Annotated in this window: 11 protein-coding genes; 7 read left to right on the top strand and 4 right to left on the bottom strand. The window is 59.4% G+C overall.

The features are described 5' to 3' along the window. Positions 1 to 139 precede the first annotated feature (139 nt). The 4 genes from BWR59_RS10150 to BWR59_RS10140 all read left to right on the top strand — a co-directional run bounded on the left by BWR59_RS10150 (position 140) and on the right by BWR59_RS10140 (position 8,667). Entirely contained in the window at positions 140 to 1,816 is a 1,677-nt protein-coding gene (locus BWR59_RS10150; protein WP_081565503.1) for a fatty acid--CoA ligase, read from the top strand. Between the two features lie 367 nt (positions 1,817 to 2,183). Next, positions 2,184 to 4,106 (top strand): DUF1302 domain-containing protein, encoded by a 1,923-nt coding sequence (locus tag BWR59_RS31940; RefSeq protein WP_143490807.1) that lies wholly within the window; start codon positions 2,184 to 2,186, stop codon positions 4,104 to 4,106. Between the two features lie 15 nt (positions 4,107 to 4,121). After that, complete coding sequence (locus tag BWR59_RS31935; protein ID WP_168184476.1) at positions 4,122 to 5,486, top strand: DUF1329 domain-containing protein; 1,365 nt, start codon at positions 4,122 to 4,124, stop codon at positions 5,484 to 5,486. A 421-nt stretch (positions 5,487 to 5,907) separates the two neighbouring features. Next, on the top strand, positions 5,908 to 8,667 hold the full coding sequence (locus BWR59_RS10140; RefSeq protein ID WP_081565502.1) for a LuxR C-terminal-related transcriptional regulator: 2,760 nt from the start codon (positions 5,908 to 5,910) through the stop codon (positions 8,665 to 8,667). 29 nt (positions 8,668 to 8,696) lie between these two features. On the opposite strand, the gene BWR59_RS10135 is transcribed toward BWR59_RS10140, so the two are convergent. Both BWR59_RS10135 and BWR59_RS10130 read right to left on the bottom strand, forming a co-directional pair. Continuing rightward, positions 8,697 to 9,896, bottom strand: a complete 1,200-nt coding sequence (locus BWR59_RS10135; RefSeq protein ID WP_081565501.1) for an HD-GYP domain-containing protein — start codon at positions 9,894 to 9,896, stop codon at positions 8,697 to 8,699. Positions 9,897 to 10,228: 332 nt separating this feature from the next. After that, positions 10,229 to 11,014: a helix-turn-helix transcriptional regulator gene (locus BWR59_RS10130; RefSeq protein WP_081565500.1), complete on the bottom strand. Its 786-nt coding sequence runs from the start codon at positions 11,012 to 11,014 to the stop codon at positions 10,229 to 10,231. A gap of 112 nt (positions 11,015 to 11,126) precedes the next feature. Between BWR59_RS10130 and BWR59_RS10125 the strand changes: the two genes are divergently transcribed. From BWR59_RS10125 to BWR59_RS10115, 3 genes are all read left to right on the top strand, one after another. After that, on the top strand, positions 11,127 to 11,939 hold the full coding sequence (locus tag BWR59_RS10125) for a sulfite exporter TauE/SafE family protein (protein WP_081565499.1): 813 nt from the start codon (positions 11,127 to 11,129) through the stop codon (positions 11,937 to 11,939). A gap of 110 nt (positions 11,940 to 12,049) precedes the next feature. Further along, entirely contained in the window at positions 12,050 to 12,694 is a 645-nt protein-coding gene (locus BWR59_RS10120; RefSeq protein ID WP_081565498.1) for an MBL fold metallo-hydrolase, read from the top strand. Positions 12,695 to 12,805: 111 nt separating this feature from the next. Continuing rightward, the gene (locus BWR59_RS10115) at positions 12,806 to 13,504 is read left to right on the top strand and encodes an OmpA family protein (protein ID WP_081565497.1); all 699 of its coding nucleotides are present in this window, start codon (positions 12,806 to 12,808) and stop codon (positions 13,502 to 13,504) included. Between the two features lie 632 nt (positions 13,505 to 14,136). Here BWR59_RS10115 and BWR59_RS10110 read toward each other — a convergent pair. Together BWR59_RS10110 and pta are read right to left on the bottom strand one after the other, a co-directional pair. Then, on the bottom strand, positions 14,137 to 15,039 hold the full coding sequence (locus tag BWR59_RS10110; protein WP_081565496.1) for an acyltransferase: 903 nt from the start codon (positions 15,037 to 15,039) through the stop codon (positions 14,137 to 14,139). An 84-nt stretch (positions 15,040 to 15,123) separates the two neighbouring features. Further along, complete coding sequence (gene pta / locus BWR59_RS10105) at positions 15,124 to 17,217, bottom strand: phosphate acetyltransferase (RefSeq protein ID WP_081565495.1); 2,094 nt, start codon at positions 17,215 to 17,217, stop codon at positions 15,124 to 15,126. Positions 17,218 to 17,286: the final 69 nt, after the last annotated feature.

The following is a 17,286-nucleotide window of genomic DNA, read 5'->3' as shown; positions in this document are numbered from 1 at the left end:
CGTTTTGCCCTGTCAAATGGCGCAATGCCTGCATGGTCACTCGTCATTCGAATCATCCCTTTGGCTGATTTGGGTGGCGAGTGAAGGCTCTAGAGTGCATATTTTCAGCACCGCACATGCATCTTGAAAAGGGATTCCTATGCTGCAGACACGCGTGATTCCGCCAGCTGATGGCGCGTACCAGTACCCTCTGTTGATCAAACGCTTGCTGATGTCGGGCAGCCGCTATGAAAAAACACGGGAAATCGTTTACCGGGACCAATCACGCTATTCGTATCTGACACTCAACGAGCGGATCTGCCGCCTTGCGAATGTGCTGACCGAAGCGGGGGTGAGGGCGGGCGATACCGTGGCTGTCATGGATTGGGACAGCCATCGTTATCTTGAGTGCATGTTTGCGATTCCCATGATCGGCGCGGTGATTCACACCATCAACGTGCGTCTGTCGCCGGATCAGATCCTGTTCACCATGAACCACGCCGAAGACAAGTTCGTGCTGGTCAACAGTGAGTTCATGGCCCTCTACAAGTGCTTCGAAAGCAAGCTGACCACAGTCGAGAAGACCATCCTGATCACCGATACGGCAGACAAATCCGCTGACCTGCCGAATCTGGTCGGCGAGTACGAAACTCTTCTGGCAGCGGCGAGCCCTCAGTACACGTTCGAGGATTTCGACGAAAACTCGGTGGCCACCACCTTCTACACCACGGGCACCACCGGCAATCCCAAAGGCGTGTATTTCACCCATCGCCAGTTGGTGCTGCACACCATGGCGGTGGCGACGATCATGGGCAGTGTCGAGGGTCTGCTCGGCACCGACAAGGTTTACATGCCGATTACCCCGATGTTCCACGTGCATGCATGGGGCGTTCCGTATGCCGCGACCATGCTCGGCGTGAAGCAGGTCTATCCCGGCCGTTACGACCCTGAATTGCTGGTCGAGCTGTGGCGCAAGGAGAAGGTCAACTTCTCTCACTGCGTGCCGACCATCATGCAAATGGTGCTCAACGCCAAGGCCGCCAAGGACGTCGATTTTACCGGCTGGAACATCATCATTGGCGGCAGCTCGCTCAACCGTTCGCTGTACGACGCCGCCAAGGCCAAGGGCATTCAACTGACCGCTGCCTACGGCATGTCCGAGACTGGCCCGTTGGTTTCTGTTGCGCACCTCAATGATGAGTTGATGGCGGGCAGCGAAGACGAGCGCACCACGTACCGGATCAAGGCCGGTGCGCCAGGTGTGCTGGTTGAAGCAGCGATCGTCGATGCCGAAGGCAATTTCCTGCCGTCCGATGGCGAAACCCAGGGCGAGCTGGTATTGCGCGCGCCATGGTTGACCGAAGGCTATTACCGCGAGCCGGAGAAGGGCGCTGAGCTTTGGGCTGGCGGCTGGCTGCACACCGGCGATGTAGCGACTCTCGACAGCATGGGCGGCATCGACATTCGCGACCGCATCAAGGACGTGATCAAGACCGGCGGCGAGTGGGTGTCGTCGCTGGAGCTTGAAGATCTGTGCAGTCGTCATCCCGGTGTGCGTGAAGTGGCGGTAGTCGGTATCGCCGATCCACAATGGGGCGAGCGGCCGTTCGCGTTGCTGGTGGCGCACGAAGGGCATGTCATCGACGCCAAGGCGTTGAAGGAACATCTCAAGCCATTCGTGGAACAGGGGCACATTAACAAGTGGGCGATTCCGAGCCAGATCGCCCTTGTTACCGAAATTCCCAAGACCAGCGTCGGCAAGCTCGACAAGAAGCGAATCCGCCTGGACATCATCGAATGGCAGAGCACTAACAGCGCGTTTCTCTCGACCCTCTGATTGATCTTTTTTCGCGCACATTGCCCTGATTTCGGTCATGGCAATGTGCCGCGAGGCGTCTCCCCCGGCGTCTGCCTTGCCAAATCCTGAAATTCAGCCATCCTCCCTCTGCCGCGCCGGCCGGTGCGCCGAAATCGGCGTGCCAGAGGCTTTGACGCTGTAAATCACACTTTAGAGGGATCAAGCAGTAGCACCTGCTGGCTATAGTCGGCAGTAGGTTGGAACCGGAGAAAAACGCCGTTTCGCTTAGCAGCTTTACATGGGCTGCCCGACACGCGTTGACACCCAGGCACTGCGGATCAGTCCACCTGAGTCGTTTCTGGAAGCACCCACTGCCATAAAAATAAAAGCACATGGAGTAGCGTCGATGACATCAGCAAACCTGTTCTGGCGCCGGGCAAAACTGCCTCTGGCCGTCGGTCTCGCTTCCTCGCTCGCCGGTCCTGCATTCGGCGTTAGTTTCAACATCGGTGAAATCGAAGGTAATTTCGACTCGTCGCTCTCCATAGGCGCCAGTTGGTCGACCGAGAACGCCAACAAGAACCTGATCGGTTCGAACAACGGTGGACACGGGCTTTCGCAAACTTCCGATGACGGCCACCTGAACTTCAAAAGTGGGGAAACCTTTTCGAAGATCTTCAAGGGCATTCACGATCTGGAACTGAAGTACGGCGACACCGGTGTGTTTCTGCGGGGCAAGTACTGGTATGACTTTGAACTCAAGGATGAAGGCCGCGAGTTCAAGGACATCAGCGACTCGGGCCGCAAGGAAGGCGCCAAGTCCTCGGGCTTCCAGCTGCTCGACGCGTTCGTCTATCACAATTACTCCATTGCCGATGAGCCGGGTTCGGTGCGTCTGGGCAAGCAAGTGGTCAACTGGGGTGAGAGTACTTTCATCGGCGGCGGCATCAACAGCATCAACCCGATCGACGTATCGGCATTCCGTCGTCCTGGCTCGGAAATCAAGGAAGGCCTGATTCCGGTCAACATGTTCTACCTGTCCCAGAGCATCACCGAAAACCTCTCGGCAGAAGGCTTCTATCAGCTCGAATGGGATCAGACCGTTGTCGACAACTGCGGTACGTTCTTCTCGCAGCCGGACGTGATCGCCGATGGTTGCAAGAACAACCTGGCGGTACTGCGTACTCAAAACAGCCTGAACGCGGCGCTGCCGGCGGCGTTGCGTGGTCCGGTGCAGGCAACGCTGGCGGCTCGCGGTGTGAACTTCGGCAACCCTGACGAAGGCGCAATCGTTGCCCGTGGCCCGGATCGTGATGCCCGCGACAGCGGCCAGTACGGCGTGGCGATGCACTACAACTTCGAACCTCTGGACACTGAGTTCGGCGCCTATTACATGAACTATCACAGCCGTCTGCCGATTTTCAGTGGCAAAGGCGGCCCGGCCAGCGCATACAGTGCTGCCGGCCTGGTCGGTGGTCTGGTGGGCAGGGGCGTACCTCTGGGTGTCGCGACCAGTCTTGCGCCAACCCTCCTTCCAGTCGTCGTCGCTGCCAACTCCAGCTACTACGTTGAATACCCGGAGGACATTCACCTGTTCGGCCTGAGCTTCTCCACCACGCTGCCTACCGGTACCGCGTGGAGCGGCGAGCTGAGCTACCGCCCGAACGCACCTGTTCAGTTGAACACCACCGACATTCTGTATTCCGGTCTGACGCCTCTGAACCCGAGCGTTGCCTTGCTGCAGGGCGCTCCGGGCGCGGATCAGAAAGGCTATCGCCGCAAAGAAATCAGTCAGGCGCAGACCACCTTCACCCACTTCTTCGATCAGGTGATGGGTGCCGAACGTCTGACCGTGGTGGGCGAGGTGGGCTGGACTCACGTCGGTGGCCTGGAAAGTACTTCCAAACTGCGTTACGGCCGTGACCCGAGCTACGGCCCAGGTCCTCTGCCGAACGGACAGTGCACCACGCTCAATGCCAGCACCCTGGCCGGCGCGCCGCTCAACAACCTCAGCCGGTACTGCGAAAACGACGGTTTCACCACCACCGATTCCTGGGGCTACCGCGCTCGCGCCATCTGGGACTACAACAACGTGTTCGCCGGTGTGAACCTTAAGCCAAGTGTGGCCTGGTCTCATGACGTCGATGGTTACTCACCAGGTCCTGGTGGCAACTTCGAAGAAGGTCGCAAGGCCGTGAGTCTGGGTGTGGAAGCGGAATATCAGAACACCTACACCGCCAACCTCTCCTACACCAACTTCTTCGACGGCAAGTACACCACAGTGGATGACCGCGACTTCGTGGCGCTCAGCTTCGGTATGAACTTCTAAGGAATGACCATGAACATGAAAATCACCAAGGGTCTTTTGCACGTCGGAGTACTGGGCCTGTCATTGCTCGCTACCGGGGTGATGGCCGCCGTCTCTGCCGATGACGCCGCCAAGCTGGGCACCACCCTGACGCCAATGGGCGCGGAGAAGGCCGGCAACGCCGCCAACACCATTCCTGCCTGGACGCCGATGGCGACCAACGCTGGCGCCGTGGACGACAAGGGCTTTCTGGCCAACCCGTACGCCAGCGAAAAACCGCTGTTCACCATCACCGCGCAGAACGTCGAGCAGTACAAAAACAACTTGGCACCGGGCCAATACGCGATGTTCAAGCGTTACCCGGACACCTTCAAGATGCCGGTCTACCCATCGCACCGTGGCGCTACCGTGCCTGCCGATGTGTTTGCCGCCATCAAGAAAAACGCCACCAACACCAAACTGGTGGGCGGTGGTAACGGTCTGGAAAACTTCGAAACCGCCGTGCCGTTCCCGATTCCAAAAGACGGTCTTGAGGTGATCTGGAACCACATCACCCGCTATCGCGGCGGCAGCGTGAAACGTCTGGTGGTGCAGGTGACGCCGCAAACCAACGGCTCATTCAGCCCTGTGTATTTCGAAGACCAGTTCGTCTTCCGCGACAAGATGAAGGATTTCAACCCGCAGAATCCGGGTAACATCCTGTTCTACTTCAAGCAGGAGGTGACCGCGCCAGCACGTCTGGCAGGTTCGGTACTGCTGGTTCACGAGACCCTAGATCAGGTGAAAGAACCTCGCGCGGCATGGGTCTACAACGCCGGTCAACGTCGTGTGCGTCGTGCGCCGCAAGTGTCCTATGACGGCCCGGGTACAGCCGCCGACGGCCTGCGTACCTCCGACAACCTGGACATGTACAACGGCGCGCCTGATCGCTACGACTGGAAATTGATTGGCAAGCAAGAGATGTACATCGCGTCCGACAGCTACAAGCTCGACGATCCGAAACTCAAATACGCCGACATCGTTCGCCCCGGCCACATCAACCAGGACCTGGCGCGCTACGAGCTGCGTCGTGTATGGCACGTGACTGCCACCCTGAAGGAAGGCCAGCGCCACATCTACGCCAAGCGTGACTTCTTCATCGACGAAGACACCTGGCAAGCCGCGGTCATCGACCATTACGACGGTCGTGGTCAACTGTGGCGTGTAGCCGAAGCCCATGCCGAGAACTACTACGACAAACAGGTGCCGTGGTACGCGGTGGAAACCTTGTACGACCTGCAGTCCGGCCGCTATCTGGCGCTGGGCATGAAGAACGAAGAGAAACGCGCCTACGACTTCGGCTTCACCGCCTCCACCAGCGACTTCCAGCCGAACGCACTGCGTCAGGAAGGAGTGCGCTGATCGTCTGACCGAATTGGCGGAGAGCCGTGCACCGTTGATCACAGCTACAGCGCACCGTTGTCCTCCGCCGCTTTACCCTATGGTTGAACCCCATAGCCGCAAGAAGAACACACCCCGATTCGTCGGGGTGTTTTTTGAACGGTCCCAGTTTTTGACGCCCTTGGCAGTCCGGCTTGCCGGCCGTGGCGTTTTCAAGATCGACGCCGCCGGCAAGCCGGGCTGCTCCAGGTGTTCGTCTCTCGAAACGGTTCATGCCGTTCGATCTCTCCCTCTCCAAAAACATATGAAGCAACATTCGCCCTGTTGATGGGATATGTTTTCTTACAGTCTTTCGTCGAACATTCTTCAAAAGCGCTGACATAGCCGCTAGTCTCCCGACATCTGAACGCCGAATAACAAGCACTTCTAACAAGAGCCGGCCATGACTGATCTGTCGCGTTTGCAAGGATTCGCAAATCACGCAGTCACTGCGTTGGAAGGACGTTTCTTCCGCCCACCACTGCCTGAAGGTTATGTGCCCAGACCCCGGCTGTGCGAGCGGCTGAGTGCCGGTTTGTCAGGCCGTCTGTTGCTGGTCAGTGCGCCGGCAGGGTTCGGCAAGAGTTCGCTGGCGGTGGAGTTCTGCCAGAGCCTGCCCGATCAGTGGCAGAATCTGTGGCTTGGCCTGAGTCAGCGCGACAGCGATCCCGGGCGTTTCCTTGAACGGCTTTTGTCCGGCCTGCAACAGTTCTTCCCCCAACTCGGCGGTCAAGCCCTTGGCCTGCTGAAAATGCGCCAGCGTCACCAGCCATTTGCCTTCGAAGAATGGCTCGACAGCCTGCTCGATGAGTTGGCGATGCACCTGATGCTGAGCAAGCCGCTGTTATTGGTGCTCGACGACTATCACCTTGTGCAGGGCCCGGTTCTTGATCGCTGCCTGCAATTTCTGCTCAATCACCTGCCTGCGGGCATGATCGTCATGGTCACCAGCCGCCAGCGACCCGACTGGCATCTGGCGCGTTTGCGTCTGTCTCGGCAGTTGTTGGAGCTGTCCGAACAGGACCTCCGGCTGACCGACGACGAATCCATGGCGGTGCTGGACCAGCACAGCAACTCGCTCACCGACACTGCGCTGCACAATTTATTGCAGCGCAGCGAGGGCTGGGTCGCCGGTTTGCGTTTCTGGCTGCTGGCGGCCAACGAGGCAGGGAGCAACACGCTCACCCAGGAACTCAACGGCGGCGAAGGGTTGATCCGCGATTACCTTCTCGAAGAGGTGATCGATTGCCTGCCCGCCGACGTTCAAGCCTTCCTTTATGAAACCGCGTGCCTGGAACGCTTCTGCAGCTCGTTATGCAATGCAGCCCGCGACAGTCACGACAGCGCTGAAATGCTGAGTTTCCTTCAGGCCCATCAAGTGTTTCTGGTGCCGCTGGACGAGCACGGGCGCTGGTTTCGCTATCACCATTTATTCTCCGATCTGTTGCGTGCGCGTGCCGGAAACAGCGTCGCGCCGCAGCAAAGAAGACTGCACCTCAATGCCTGTCGCTGGTTCAGTGAGCAGGGGTTGCTTGACGAAGCGATCGAACAGGCATTGCGCGCAGGCCATCTGGATGTCGCTGCCAATCTGGTGCAGAACCTTTCCGAAGAACAGCTGCTGGCCGAGCAGAATGTCGGCATGCTGCTGCGCTGGAAAATGGACCTGCCCGACAGCCTGCTGATCAGCACGCCGCGCTTGATCGTCCTGTACGCCTGGGCGCTGGGGCTTGCATGCCAACTGGATGCCGCAGAAGAACTCGGTAATCACCTTAGCCGCTTCCTGCCAGCGCCATCGGCGACGGCGCAGAAGTCCATGCTGGCGCAGTGGCTGGCCCTCAGCGGCATCATCGCCCGCGGCCGCGGCGACAGTGAAACCGCTCACCGCTATTGCAGTGAGGCGTTGGCCAGCCTTCCGCAAAAGCGTTACGGGCAGCGGCTGTTGTGCCTCTCGACGCTGGCCAATCTGGCGATTGCCGAAGGTGATCTGTGGCGCGCCCGGGCCTTGAATCGAGAAGCGCTGGAGTTGGCACAACGGGTCGCCAATCCCCTGTTCGAAGCCCTCGCGCACTACGATCGCGCCCGCACCTTGCAGGCGCGGGGTGAAGCCTTGCGCTCTCTGGATGAGGTGCGACAGGGGTTGCGCCGCTTGAACGGGTTGTCGTCTCAGCGCCTGTATGCGGTGCGCGCGCGGCTGACCTTGTACGAGGGCTATCTGCTCGTTCAGTGCCTGCAACCCGACGCCGGGCGTGCGCGGTTGAACGCCGGTCTGGCCGAAGCTCGCGCATGCCGCGATATCAGCGTGCTGATCGGCCATTGCGTGATTGCCGGGCTCGAGGGCAGGGAGGGGCGCTTTGCCGAAGCGTTCGCCGAACTGGCCGAAGCCGAGCGGCTTATGCATATCTGGGACGTACCCCCCGTCTATTACCTGGCGATGATCACCCTCGCCAAATGCGAACTGTGGCTGGCGCAGGGGCGCATTGATCTTGCCGATGCCTGGCTGCTGCGCCTGGGTCAGACCTACGGCGGCGATCATCCTGCGGCGGCGCCCGAATGCTTGCCACAGATGCCTCAACACATCGAGTTGCTGCGGGCGATGCTCGACAAGATTCAGGGTCGCCCCGACGATAGCGCTCAGCGCCTGACGCAGCTTGCGGCATACGCGCAGCAGATCGGTGCCGGGTTGCTGGGGCTGAACGCGATGAGCCAACACATCCTGTTGGCGCTCGACAGCTCGGATCGCACATCTGCACAGAACTTGCTTGATCGGTGTTTTCAAGCTGCAACCGGCGGTGCTGTCTTGCCCTTGCTCGGGGTCATTCGCAACCATCCTGACTGGCTGCGCGAACAACTGCTCAAGCGGCCCACCTGCAGGCTGGTGGAATACCTGCTCAATCAACTGCCGCCGAGCACCGGCAAAGACTTGCCCTGCGCCCGCGACGTCAATGAGCCTTCGGCCTGCCACGGCAACGACTCGCTCAGCGCCCGCGAACTGGGGGTGCTGCAACTCATCGCCCAGGGTTGTTCCAATCAGGAAATCAGCGACCGGCTGTTTATTTCTCTGCACACGGTCAAGACCCACGCCAGCCATATCAACAGTAAGCTCGGCGTCGAACGCAGGACCCAGGCGGTTGCCCGGGCGCAGGAGTTGGGGTTATTGGGGTAGGGCATTGAGCTGGCAAGAAAGCCGGTTTTCTACAAGCTTGTTTCGCCTGCCCACATCTTGTCGATATTGCGCACGCCCCAATCCTCGGCCAACTCGAATCTGACGATCGCGTCCTGCTCATCGCAATGGGCAAGGTTGATGACTTCAGGCTCGAACGAGACCCGGGTGCGTGTCGAGAGGAAGACTTTGACCTTCGGGTGCAACAGGGATTTTTCGCCCTGTTCGATGACCACGCCCAAGCGTTCGCTTTTAAGACGTACCAAGGCACCCACCGGGTAGATGCCGACGGTTTTCACGAAATGCTGAAAGATCGTTTCGTCGAAGTGGCCTTTCCAGGCGGCCATCTCACGGATGGATTTGGCAGCATCCCAGCCCTTTTTGTACGGCCGGTCGGACGTCACGGCGTCATACACATCGCAGATCGCGCCCATTTTGGCGAAGACGCTGATTTCCTCACCTTTGAGCCCGTAGGGATAACCGCTTCCGTCGACCTTTTCGTGATGGTGCAGACAGACATCCATGACCGCTTCAGTGACCTGCTGGCTGCCCTGAAGAATCTCAAGTCCCGCCTGCGGGTGGTGCTTCATGGCTTCGTATTCTTCGAACGTCAAACGGTCGGGCTTATTGAGGATGGCGGGAGCAATCCTCATCTTGCCGACGTCGTGCATCAATCCGGCGACCCCCGCCTCGCGTACCTGTTCTTCGTCCAGTTCCATCTGCCGCGCCAGCGCTACCATCAGCGCACACACCGCCACCGAGTGCATGTAGGTGTATTCGTCGGACGTTTTCAGGCGCGACAGGCTGATGAGCGCATGAGGGTGACGCATGATTGAGGTGGAGATTTCTTCCACCAGCAGATCGACGTCCTTGGTGTTCATCGAGCGCCCCATGCGGGCATCGCTGAACATGGTCATGACCGCCGCTTTCGCGCGACCGCAGATGAGTTTCGCGCGGGCAAGCTCCTTCTCCATGCTTGTGGGGGAGGTATCGGTTTCACGCACGCTGGTCGCGGCGATGGCCAATATGGGGGTTCGCTCGTCCGGGCATTTGCCGCGTCGAGTGTCGATCCAGACCTCGCGGGTCGATTCCTGAATGCGGCGCAGCACCTCTTGGTCGCGCAACTCGCGTTCGACGTGCTGGGTCCAGAATGGATCGTGCAGACGCGGACGGCAGAACTCGTGGATGTACATGCCCAGTGCCAGATCGGAGACCGCGATTTTTCTTAGCATGGAGCCTGCTCTTTACGCTTTGGGTCTGGGCTGCCTTGCGAGGGGCATCGAGTCGACTTCTTATCGTCTCGAACGCCACACATACGATGGTCGCGCAGTGCCAGTATATGAGCGGTTTTTTGAAAAATATATGAACGAAAAGTGTGCCCCTTAATAGCGCTTTTTTTGCTTTTTTTCGACTAAACAGGGCTTAGCGCGAGGTGGTGAAACAGGCAGCAAGATAGACGCAAAAAATAAAACGGCTTGTGTAACGATTTGAAGGATAGCTCACTGCGGCGATACGTCTGGAGTCTTCGGTCCGACTGAGGATCTGCCCCCGTTAGTTCAACTTTTCACTGCCCGTTGTCGCTTGTTGGCGCAATGGAATAGTGACTGGGAGAGCAGCCGATCAGCCTGCGAAACATGGTCGAAAAAGCCGCCGGGCTTTCGTAGCCAAGGTCCAGCGCAATCCGAGTGATGGAATGCCCGGATGACAACCGCGACAACGCCAGCACCACACACGCGCGTTGTCGCCACTGGCCGAAACTCATCTGCGTCTGCTCACGAAACAGACGGCTGAAAGAACGCTCGCTGACAAACAGGTCTCGGGCCCACGCTTGCGGCGATTGATGAATGTCAGGGTTTTGCAGAAATGCCTGGCAGCGCGCCAGCAATCGCGGTTTTTCTGGCAGTGGAATCTGCAAGGGCAATTCACGCGCCTGGCCGATTTCCAGCAATGCCAGCGTCATCAGCACGCCATCGCGGCCTTGCTCGGCATAAGTCAGCGGCATTTCCACCGCCTCGATCAGCAGCTGACGCAGCAGCGGCGAGACGCCGATGACCTCACACGTCGACCTTGAAAGCGGCGCGGCAGAGGGCTCGATATACAGGCTGCGGGTGCTGACCCCGAGCATCAGCACTTCATGTTCGATACGCGGTGCAATCCATACCGCCTGCTGTGGCGGCACCACCCAGTCGCCTTGCGTCGTAGAGACCTTCATCACCCCGGTTGAGCCGTACAGCAACTGTGCGCGGCGGTGACGATGCCGACGCAACAGATAGCCATTCGGGTAATCATTGCCGATGGCGATGACCGGACGAGGCGTGCTGTCGAGAGCATCGATGGAGATATTGCGCATCTTGGGCCGCTTCAAGAGTTGGCTGAAACGCAAACATGATTGGCCAGAACCCTCAAGCGCGTCGAGAGGCAATTTCCTATCGTTTAAGCATCTTGTTCTGAGGCAGCCCTCGATGACGTATTTATTACTGGCGCTGTTTGGTGGTCTTTCGGGAACCACCACAGTGCTGTTCGGTTTTGGTGGCGGCTTTGTGGTCGTACCGGTTCTGTATGGGGTATTGATCAGCGGCGCGGGCGGCTCGCTCGCCGAGCAGGCGGCGATGCACGTCGCGGTCGCCACCTCGACTTGCGTGATGATCGTCAATGCATCGCTCAGCACGCGCCGATCTGCCCGGGCCGGTACATTGCTCAAGACCTGGTTATGGCCGCTGGCGGGTTTCATCGCCATCGGCTCGTTGGTGGGCGCGCTGGCCGCGGGGCTTGTCAGTGGCGAGGCGTTGCGAGTGGCATTCATCGTTTATCTGGCGATCACCATCGTGGACTGCCTGTGTCGGCGAGGGTTTGTGTCACGCACCGTTGAAGGCGAGCCTCGGCTTTTGGGCCGCTGGGCAACCGGGCCGGGCGGCGTATTGATCGGCGCCATTGCGACTTTTCTCGGCGTTGGCGGCAGCGTCATGACTGTCCCGCTGCTGCGTCGCTGCGGATTGAGCATGAACCAGGCGACCTCCATGGCCAACCCGCTCAGCCTGCCCGTAGCACTGGTCGGTACGTTCACCTACATGCTGTCCGGCGTGATGGACGCCCCAGCCCTCGGCACCGGCTACATCGGCTTTGTGAACCTCGCCGCGTTTGCCGCGCTGACTTTAGGCGCATTGTTCGGCATGCGCCTGGCGGCGCGCTGGGTCGGGCGCATCCCCGATCAGTTGCATGCGCGCGTCTATGTCGGGCTGCTGGGGGTGGTGATGGTGAGTATGGTTTTGGTGTGAACCGCCAATATTCGGGAGTGTCAGTTGAATCAAGTTGGGTTTCGCGGGAATCTTGTTGCAACCCTCTGCCGGGCGCGCCCGGACATGAAAACCTTAAGGTTCTGATCTCTATGCAAACCCCAAAGCCCACCCTCATCCGCGAAACCTTCCCCGTCGGCCCTTTGCAGTGCAACTGCACGATCATCGGCGACCCAGTCACCCGGCAGGCCATCGTGGTCGATCCGGGGGGCAATCACGAGTTGATCCTGGCCAGGCTTGAAGCCCACGGTTTGAGGGTGGTGAGCATCATTCACACCCACGCGCATCTGGATCATTTTCTGGCGTCGGGGCAGTTGAAGGAGAAAACCGGGGCGACATTGCATCTGCATAAAGAGGATCAGTTCCTGTGGGACAACCTCGAGACCCAATGTCAGGTATTTCGCGTGCCGTACGTGCCGGTGCCTTCGCCGGATCATTGGTTGGCGGATGATGAAGAGTTGGCCTGTGGTTGTGGGGTTGCGCTGCATACGCCCGGGCATACGCCGGGTTCGATGTCTTTCTGGTTCGAGGACGCGAAATTGCTGATCGCGGGCGACACGTTGTTCAAGCGTGGGGTCGGGCGCACGGATCTGTGGGGTGGCGATCAGGCAACCATCGTGCGGTCGATCAAGGACCGGCTGTACACCCTGGATGAAGACGCCACCGTCGTAACGGGCCACGGCCCGGACACTCGATTGGGCGACGAGATGCGTGAAAACCCTTTCGTCAGGGCATAAGACTGTTCAGGTGGGGTTAAGGAATTTTTGACGGGTGTCGTGCTCTAATCGCGCACATGGCCCGGTCTTTTTCCGACGCGCCACAGAAAAGCAAAACAGGAGCTCTCCTTGATGTTCACCTTTCGCAGTTTGATCATCGCCGCCACCGCACTTGCTGTGCTTTCTGGCTGCGCATCACAGAATCCTTATGACAATCAGGGGCAGGCACAGAATTCCGGCGGCATGAGCAAGACCGCCAAATATGGTGGTCTGGGTGCGCTGGCCGGTGCCGTTGCCGGTGCCGCCATCGACCACAACAACCGTGGCAAGGGCGCGCTGATCGGTGCCGCTGTCGTGGGTGCAGGCGCCGCAGGTTACGGTTACTACGCAGACAAGCAGGAAGCCGCGCTGCGCGCCAGCATGGCTAACACCGGTGTTGAAGTTCAGCGTCAGGGCGACACCATCAAGCTGGTGATGCCGGGCAACATTACCTTCGCCACCGACTCGTCTGCGATTGCCAGCAGTTTCTACTCGCCGCTGAACAACCTGGCCGGTTCGCTGAAGCAATACAACCAGAACGTGATCGAGATCGTCGGTTATACCGACAGCACCGGCAGCCGTCAGCACAACATGGATCTGTCGCAACAGCGCGCACAGAGCGTGGCGACATATCTGACGTCTCAGGGTGTTGATGCCTCTCACCTGTCGGTACGTGGGGCCGGTCCCGACTCGCCGATTGCCAGCAACGCCGATGTCAACGGCCGCGCTCAGAACCGTCGTGTCGAGGTCAACCTCAAGCCGATTCCTGGTCAGCAGTATCAGCAGCAATAAGCTGATCGCCTGACACCAAAAACCCCGGTCTTCGTGCCGGGGTTTTTGTTTTAAGGAGAAGGAAGTGCACCGGACCTGTAGCAGCACGGCTCGCTGGCGCCGTCAGCGTCGTCTCTTGGCGTCCTGACCTGAGTGCACGGCAAATCTCGATATAACGCATAACCTGTGGGAGACGCCGGAGGTCACGACGGCAGCGATGGGGTCTGCCAGTAGATGCATCTATACTGACCCACCGCTATCGCTGCCGTCGTGACCTCCGGCGTCTCCTACAGATATCGCGTTTCTTCAGTGAATTTCTTGCCTCAGGTATCGCATTTCTTCAGTCATGAGTTAACCAATAACAACCCCAGGACTTCGCTGCTATCAGATCGGACACCGATGCCACGAGCCATGATGACCTGTGGGAGGGAGCTTGCTCGCGAAGACGGTGTGTCAAAGCCAAATTCGTTGGCTGACACCCTGCATTCGCGAGCAAGCTCCCTCCCACGGGAAGTATTCCAGCCCGGGCACAGATTGACTCCGAGTGAGGGTGGCTTGGCGTCAGATCAAAATCTCGCCTTACCCACCGATGCCCCGGTGACATCCGCAAAAGCGCCTCCGCCGGCAAGCCGAACTGCTACAGATCGTTGCGATCAGGCACGTGGATACCGCTCATGCATCTGCCCTAACAACGCATCCTTCTCTTCCCACAGCCGGTTGATCCACTGCTGGAATTCCAGGCGGTAAGCGTCGTCCTGGTCATAACTCTTGCCGATGAACTGCGGCGGAATCCGCACTTCTTCGAAATGCGCGACCACTTCGCGAACATTGCCGCACAGCAGGTCCCAGTAACCTGGCTGACCGGCGGGGTAATGAATGGTCACGTTGACGATGGATTCCAGTTGCTCACCCATGGCGTCCAGCACGAACGCAATGCCCCCGGCCTTGGGCTTGAGCAGGTAGCGGAACGGCGAGTTCTGCTGGGCGTGTTTGCCTTTGGTAAAGCGCGTGCCTTCGACGAAGTTGAAAATCCCTACCGGGTTTTTGCGAAACTTCGCGCAGGTGCGACGGGTGGTTTCCAGATCCTTGCCTTTCTTTTCCGGATATTTGGCCAGATAGGCTTTGCTGTAACGCTTCATGAACGGGAAGCCCAACGCCCACCACGCCAGACCGATCACCGGCACCCAGATCAACTCCTGCTTGAGGAAAAACTTGAGCGGGCGAATGCGGCGGTTGAGTACGTATTGCAGCACCATGATGTCGACCCAGCTCTGATGATTGCTGGTCACCAGGTACGAGTGCTGGTAGTCCAGACCTTCCAGTCCGCTCAAGTGCCAGCGGGTGTGACCCAGCAGGTTCATCCAGGCATTGTTGTTGCTGATCCAGGCCTCGTGAATGTGGCTCATCAGCCAGTCGGTCACTTTCTGCGCGGCAGGGAAGGGCAGGCACAGCTTGAAGATCGCGACGATGAACAACGGCGTGCAGCAAACAATCGTGTTGAGCGCCAACAGCAGCGAGGCGATGACGCCGCGCAAAGGGGCGGGCAGGAAATCCATGGGGGATCGAACTCCGAGGGTGAGACAGCCGCCGGTGGGTTCCCGGCGGCGTTATTGTGAGTGGACGATGTTTCAGACCGAATTTTATTGCGGCAGTGTCGCCGCCTGAATCGCGGTCAGGGCGATGGTGTAGACGATGTCGTCGACCTGAGCACCGCGCGGCAGGTCGTTCACCGGCTTGCGCAGACCTTGCAGCATCGGGCCGAGACTCACGCAGTCCGCACTGCGCTGCACAGCCTTGTAGGTCGTGTTGCCGGTGTTCAGGTCGGGGAACACGAACACGTTGGCGCGCCCGGCTACAGGGCTGTCTGGCGCCAGTTGCCGGGCGACGTTCTCGTTGGCGGCGGCGTCGTATTGCAGCGGGCCGTCGATCAGCAGATTGCGCTGGGTCTCCCGAGCCAGTTGCGTGGCCTCGCGAACCTTTTCCACTTCCTCGCCACTGGCCGAGTTGCCGCTGGAATAGCTGATCATTGCCACGCGCGGCGACAAGCCGAACGCTACGGCGGAGTCAGCACTCTGCACGGCGATTTCCGCCAGTTCCTGCGCAGTTGGGTGCGGGTTCATGATGCAGTCGCCGTACACCAGCACCTGCTCGGGGAACAGCATGAAGAACACCGACGACACCAATGTGCAGCCCGGCGCGGTCTTGATCAGTTGCAACGCAGGACGAATGGTATTGGCGGTGGAGTGAATCACTCCGGACACCAGCCCGTCGACCTCGTCGAGGGCCAGCATCATGGTGCCGATCACCACCGGGTCTTCCAGTTGCTGTTCGGCCATCGGCGCGTTGAGGGCCTTGTTCTTGCGCAGATCCACCATCGGGGCCACATAACGCTCGCGGATCACCTCAGGATCGAGGACTTCCAGCCCGGGCGGCAGCTCGATGCCTTGTGCGCGGGCAACCGCCTGAACGTCTTCGGGCTTGGCCAGCAACACGCAACGTGCGATGCCTCGAGCCTGACAGATGGCCGCGGCCTGCACGGTCAACGGTTCTGCGCCTTCCGGCAAGACAATCCGCTTGTTCGCAGCCTGAGCGCGTTGAATCAGCTGATAACGAAAAACGGCGGGTGACAGGCGCATCTCCCGGGGTGTGCCACAGCGCTGATGCAGCCAGTTGGCGTCCAGATGACTGGCGACGAAATCGGTGATGATTTCCGCGCGCTCGCGGTCGTCGATCGGGATTTCCTTATTCAACTGATTGAGCTGATTGGCCGTGTCATACGAGCCGGTACTCACCGACAACACCGGCAGCCCCGCCTGCAACGCACCTCGGCACAGGTCCATAATGCGCGGGTCCGGCAGGGTGTCGCTGGTCAGCAACAGGCCGGCCAGCGGCACGCCATTGAGAGTCGCCAGACTCACGGCAAGAATGATGTCGTCGCGGTCGCCCGGCGTCACCACCAGCACGCCCGGTTTGAGCAGTTGCAGGGTATTGAGCACCGTTCGTGCGCAGATGATGATTTTCGACATACGCCGCTGTTCATAGTCACCGGCGTTGATCACCTGAGCACCCAGCAGATCGGCCACGTCACGAGTGCGCGGAGCGTTCAGGTCAGCCTGAAACGGAATGCAGCCCAGCAGACGGAAGTCACCGCTGCGCAATAACGGCGAGTGTTCTTTCAGGCGCGCCGAGAAGGCTTCCATGCTTTCGTCGGTGCGCACCTTGTTCAGGATCACACCGAGCACTTTCGGGTCTTTTGGGCCACCGAACATCTGCGCCTGCAACTCGACGCGGCCGGACAGCTCGGTCAGTACCTCGTTCTCTGGTGCGGAGACCAGAATCACTTCCGCATCCAGTGCCTTGGCCATGTGCAGGTTGACGCGAGCGGCATAGCTGGCGCTGCGGGTCGGGACCATGCCTTCGACGATCAACACATCGCGACCGACCGAAGCTTGCTGATACAGGTTGATGATTTCTTCGAGCAGTTCATCGAGCTGGCCTTCGCCGAGCATGCGCTCGACGTGGGCCAGGCCGAGCGGTTTGGGCGGTTTGAGGCCGTGGGTCCGGGCGACCAGTTCGGTCGAGCGCTCGGGACCCAGGTCGCCGGGATGAGGCTGAGCGATAGGTTTGAAAAAGCCGACTTTGAGTCCGGCGCGCTCCAGGGTACGCACCAGCCCGAGGCTGATGGACGTCAAACCCACACCGAAGTCTGTGGGCGCGATAAAAAAAGTCTGCATGCGGGCTTCTCGAAAATGAGCAGTGCAAGGGCCGTGATGGACCGGATACAACAGGACGCTGTTCAGTCG

Source organism: Pseudomonas sp. Bc-h, from assembly GCF_002080045.1.
In the GTDB taxonomy this organism is placed as follows: Bacteria; Pseudomonadota; Gammaproteobacteria; order Pseudomonadales; family Pseudomonadaceae; genus Aquipseudomonas.
This window is presented reverse-complemented; position numbering and strand designations above follow the sequence as displayed.

Bases quoted from the DNA above. Each gene is read 5' to 3' on its own strand.
- BWR59_RS10150 (WP_081565503.1), top strand. From the start codon at position 140: ATGCTGCAGACACGCGTGATTCCGCCAGCTGATGGCGCGTACCAGTAC.
- BWR59_RS31940 (WP_143490807.1), top strand. From the start codon at position 2,184: ATGACATCAGCAAACCTGTTCTGGCGCCGGGCAAAACTGCCTCTGGCC.
- BWR59_RS31935 (WP_168184476.1), top strand. From the start codon at position 4,122: ATGAAAATCACCAAGGGTCTTTTGCACGTCGGAGTACTGGGCCTGTCA.
- BWR59_RS10140 (WP_081565502.1), top strand. From the start codon at position 5,908: ATGACTGATCTGTCGCGTTTGCAAGGATTCGCAAATCACGCAGTCACT.
- BWR59_RS10135 (WP_081565501.1), bottom strand. From the start codon at position 9,896: ATGCTAAGAAAAATCGCGGTCTCCGATCTGGCACTGGGCATGTACATC.
- BWR59_RS10130 (WP_081565500.1), bottom strand. From the start codon at position 11,014: ATGCGCAATATCTCCATCGATGCTCTCGACAGCACGCCTCGTCCGGTC.
- BWR59_RS10125 (WP_081565499.1), top strand. From the start codon at position 11,127: ATGACGTATTTATTACTGGCGCTGTTTGGTGGTCTTTCGGGAACCACC.
- BWR59_RS10120 (WP_081565498.1), top strand. From the start codon at position 12,050: ATGCAAACCCCAAAGCCCACCCTCATCCGCGAAACCTTCCCCGTCGGC.
- BWR59_RS10115 (WP_081565497.1), top strand. From the start codon at position 12,806: ATGTTCACCTTTCGCAGTTTGATCATCGCCGCCACCGCACTTGCTGTG.
- BWR59_RS10110 (WP_081565496.1), bottom strand. From the start codon at position 15,039: ATGGATTTCCTGCCCGCCCCTTTGCGCGGCGTCATCGCCTCGCTGCTG.
- pta (WP_081565495.1), bottom strand. From the start codon at position 17,217: ATGCAGACTTTTTTTATCGCGCCCACAGACTTCGGTGTGGGTTTGACG.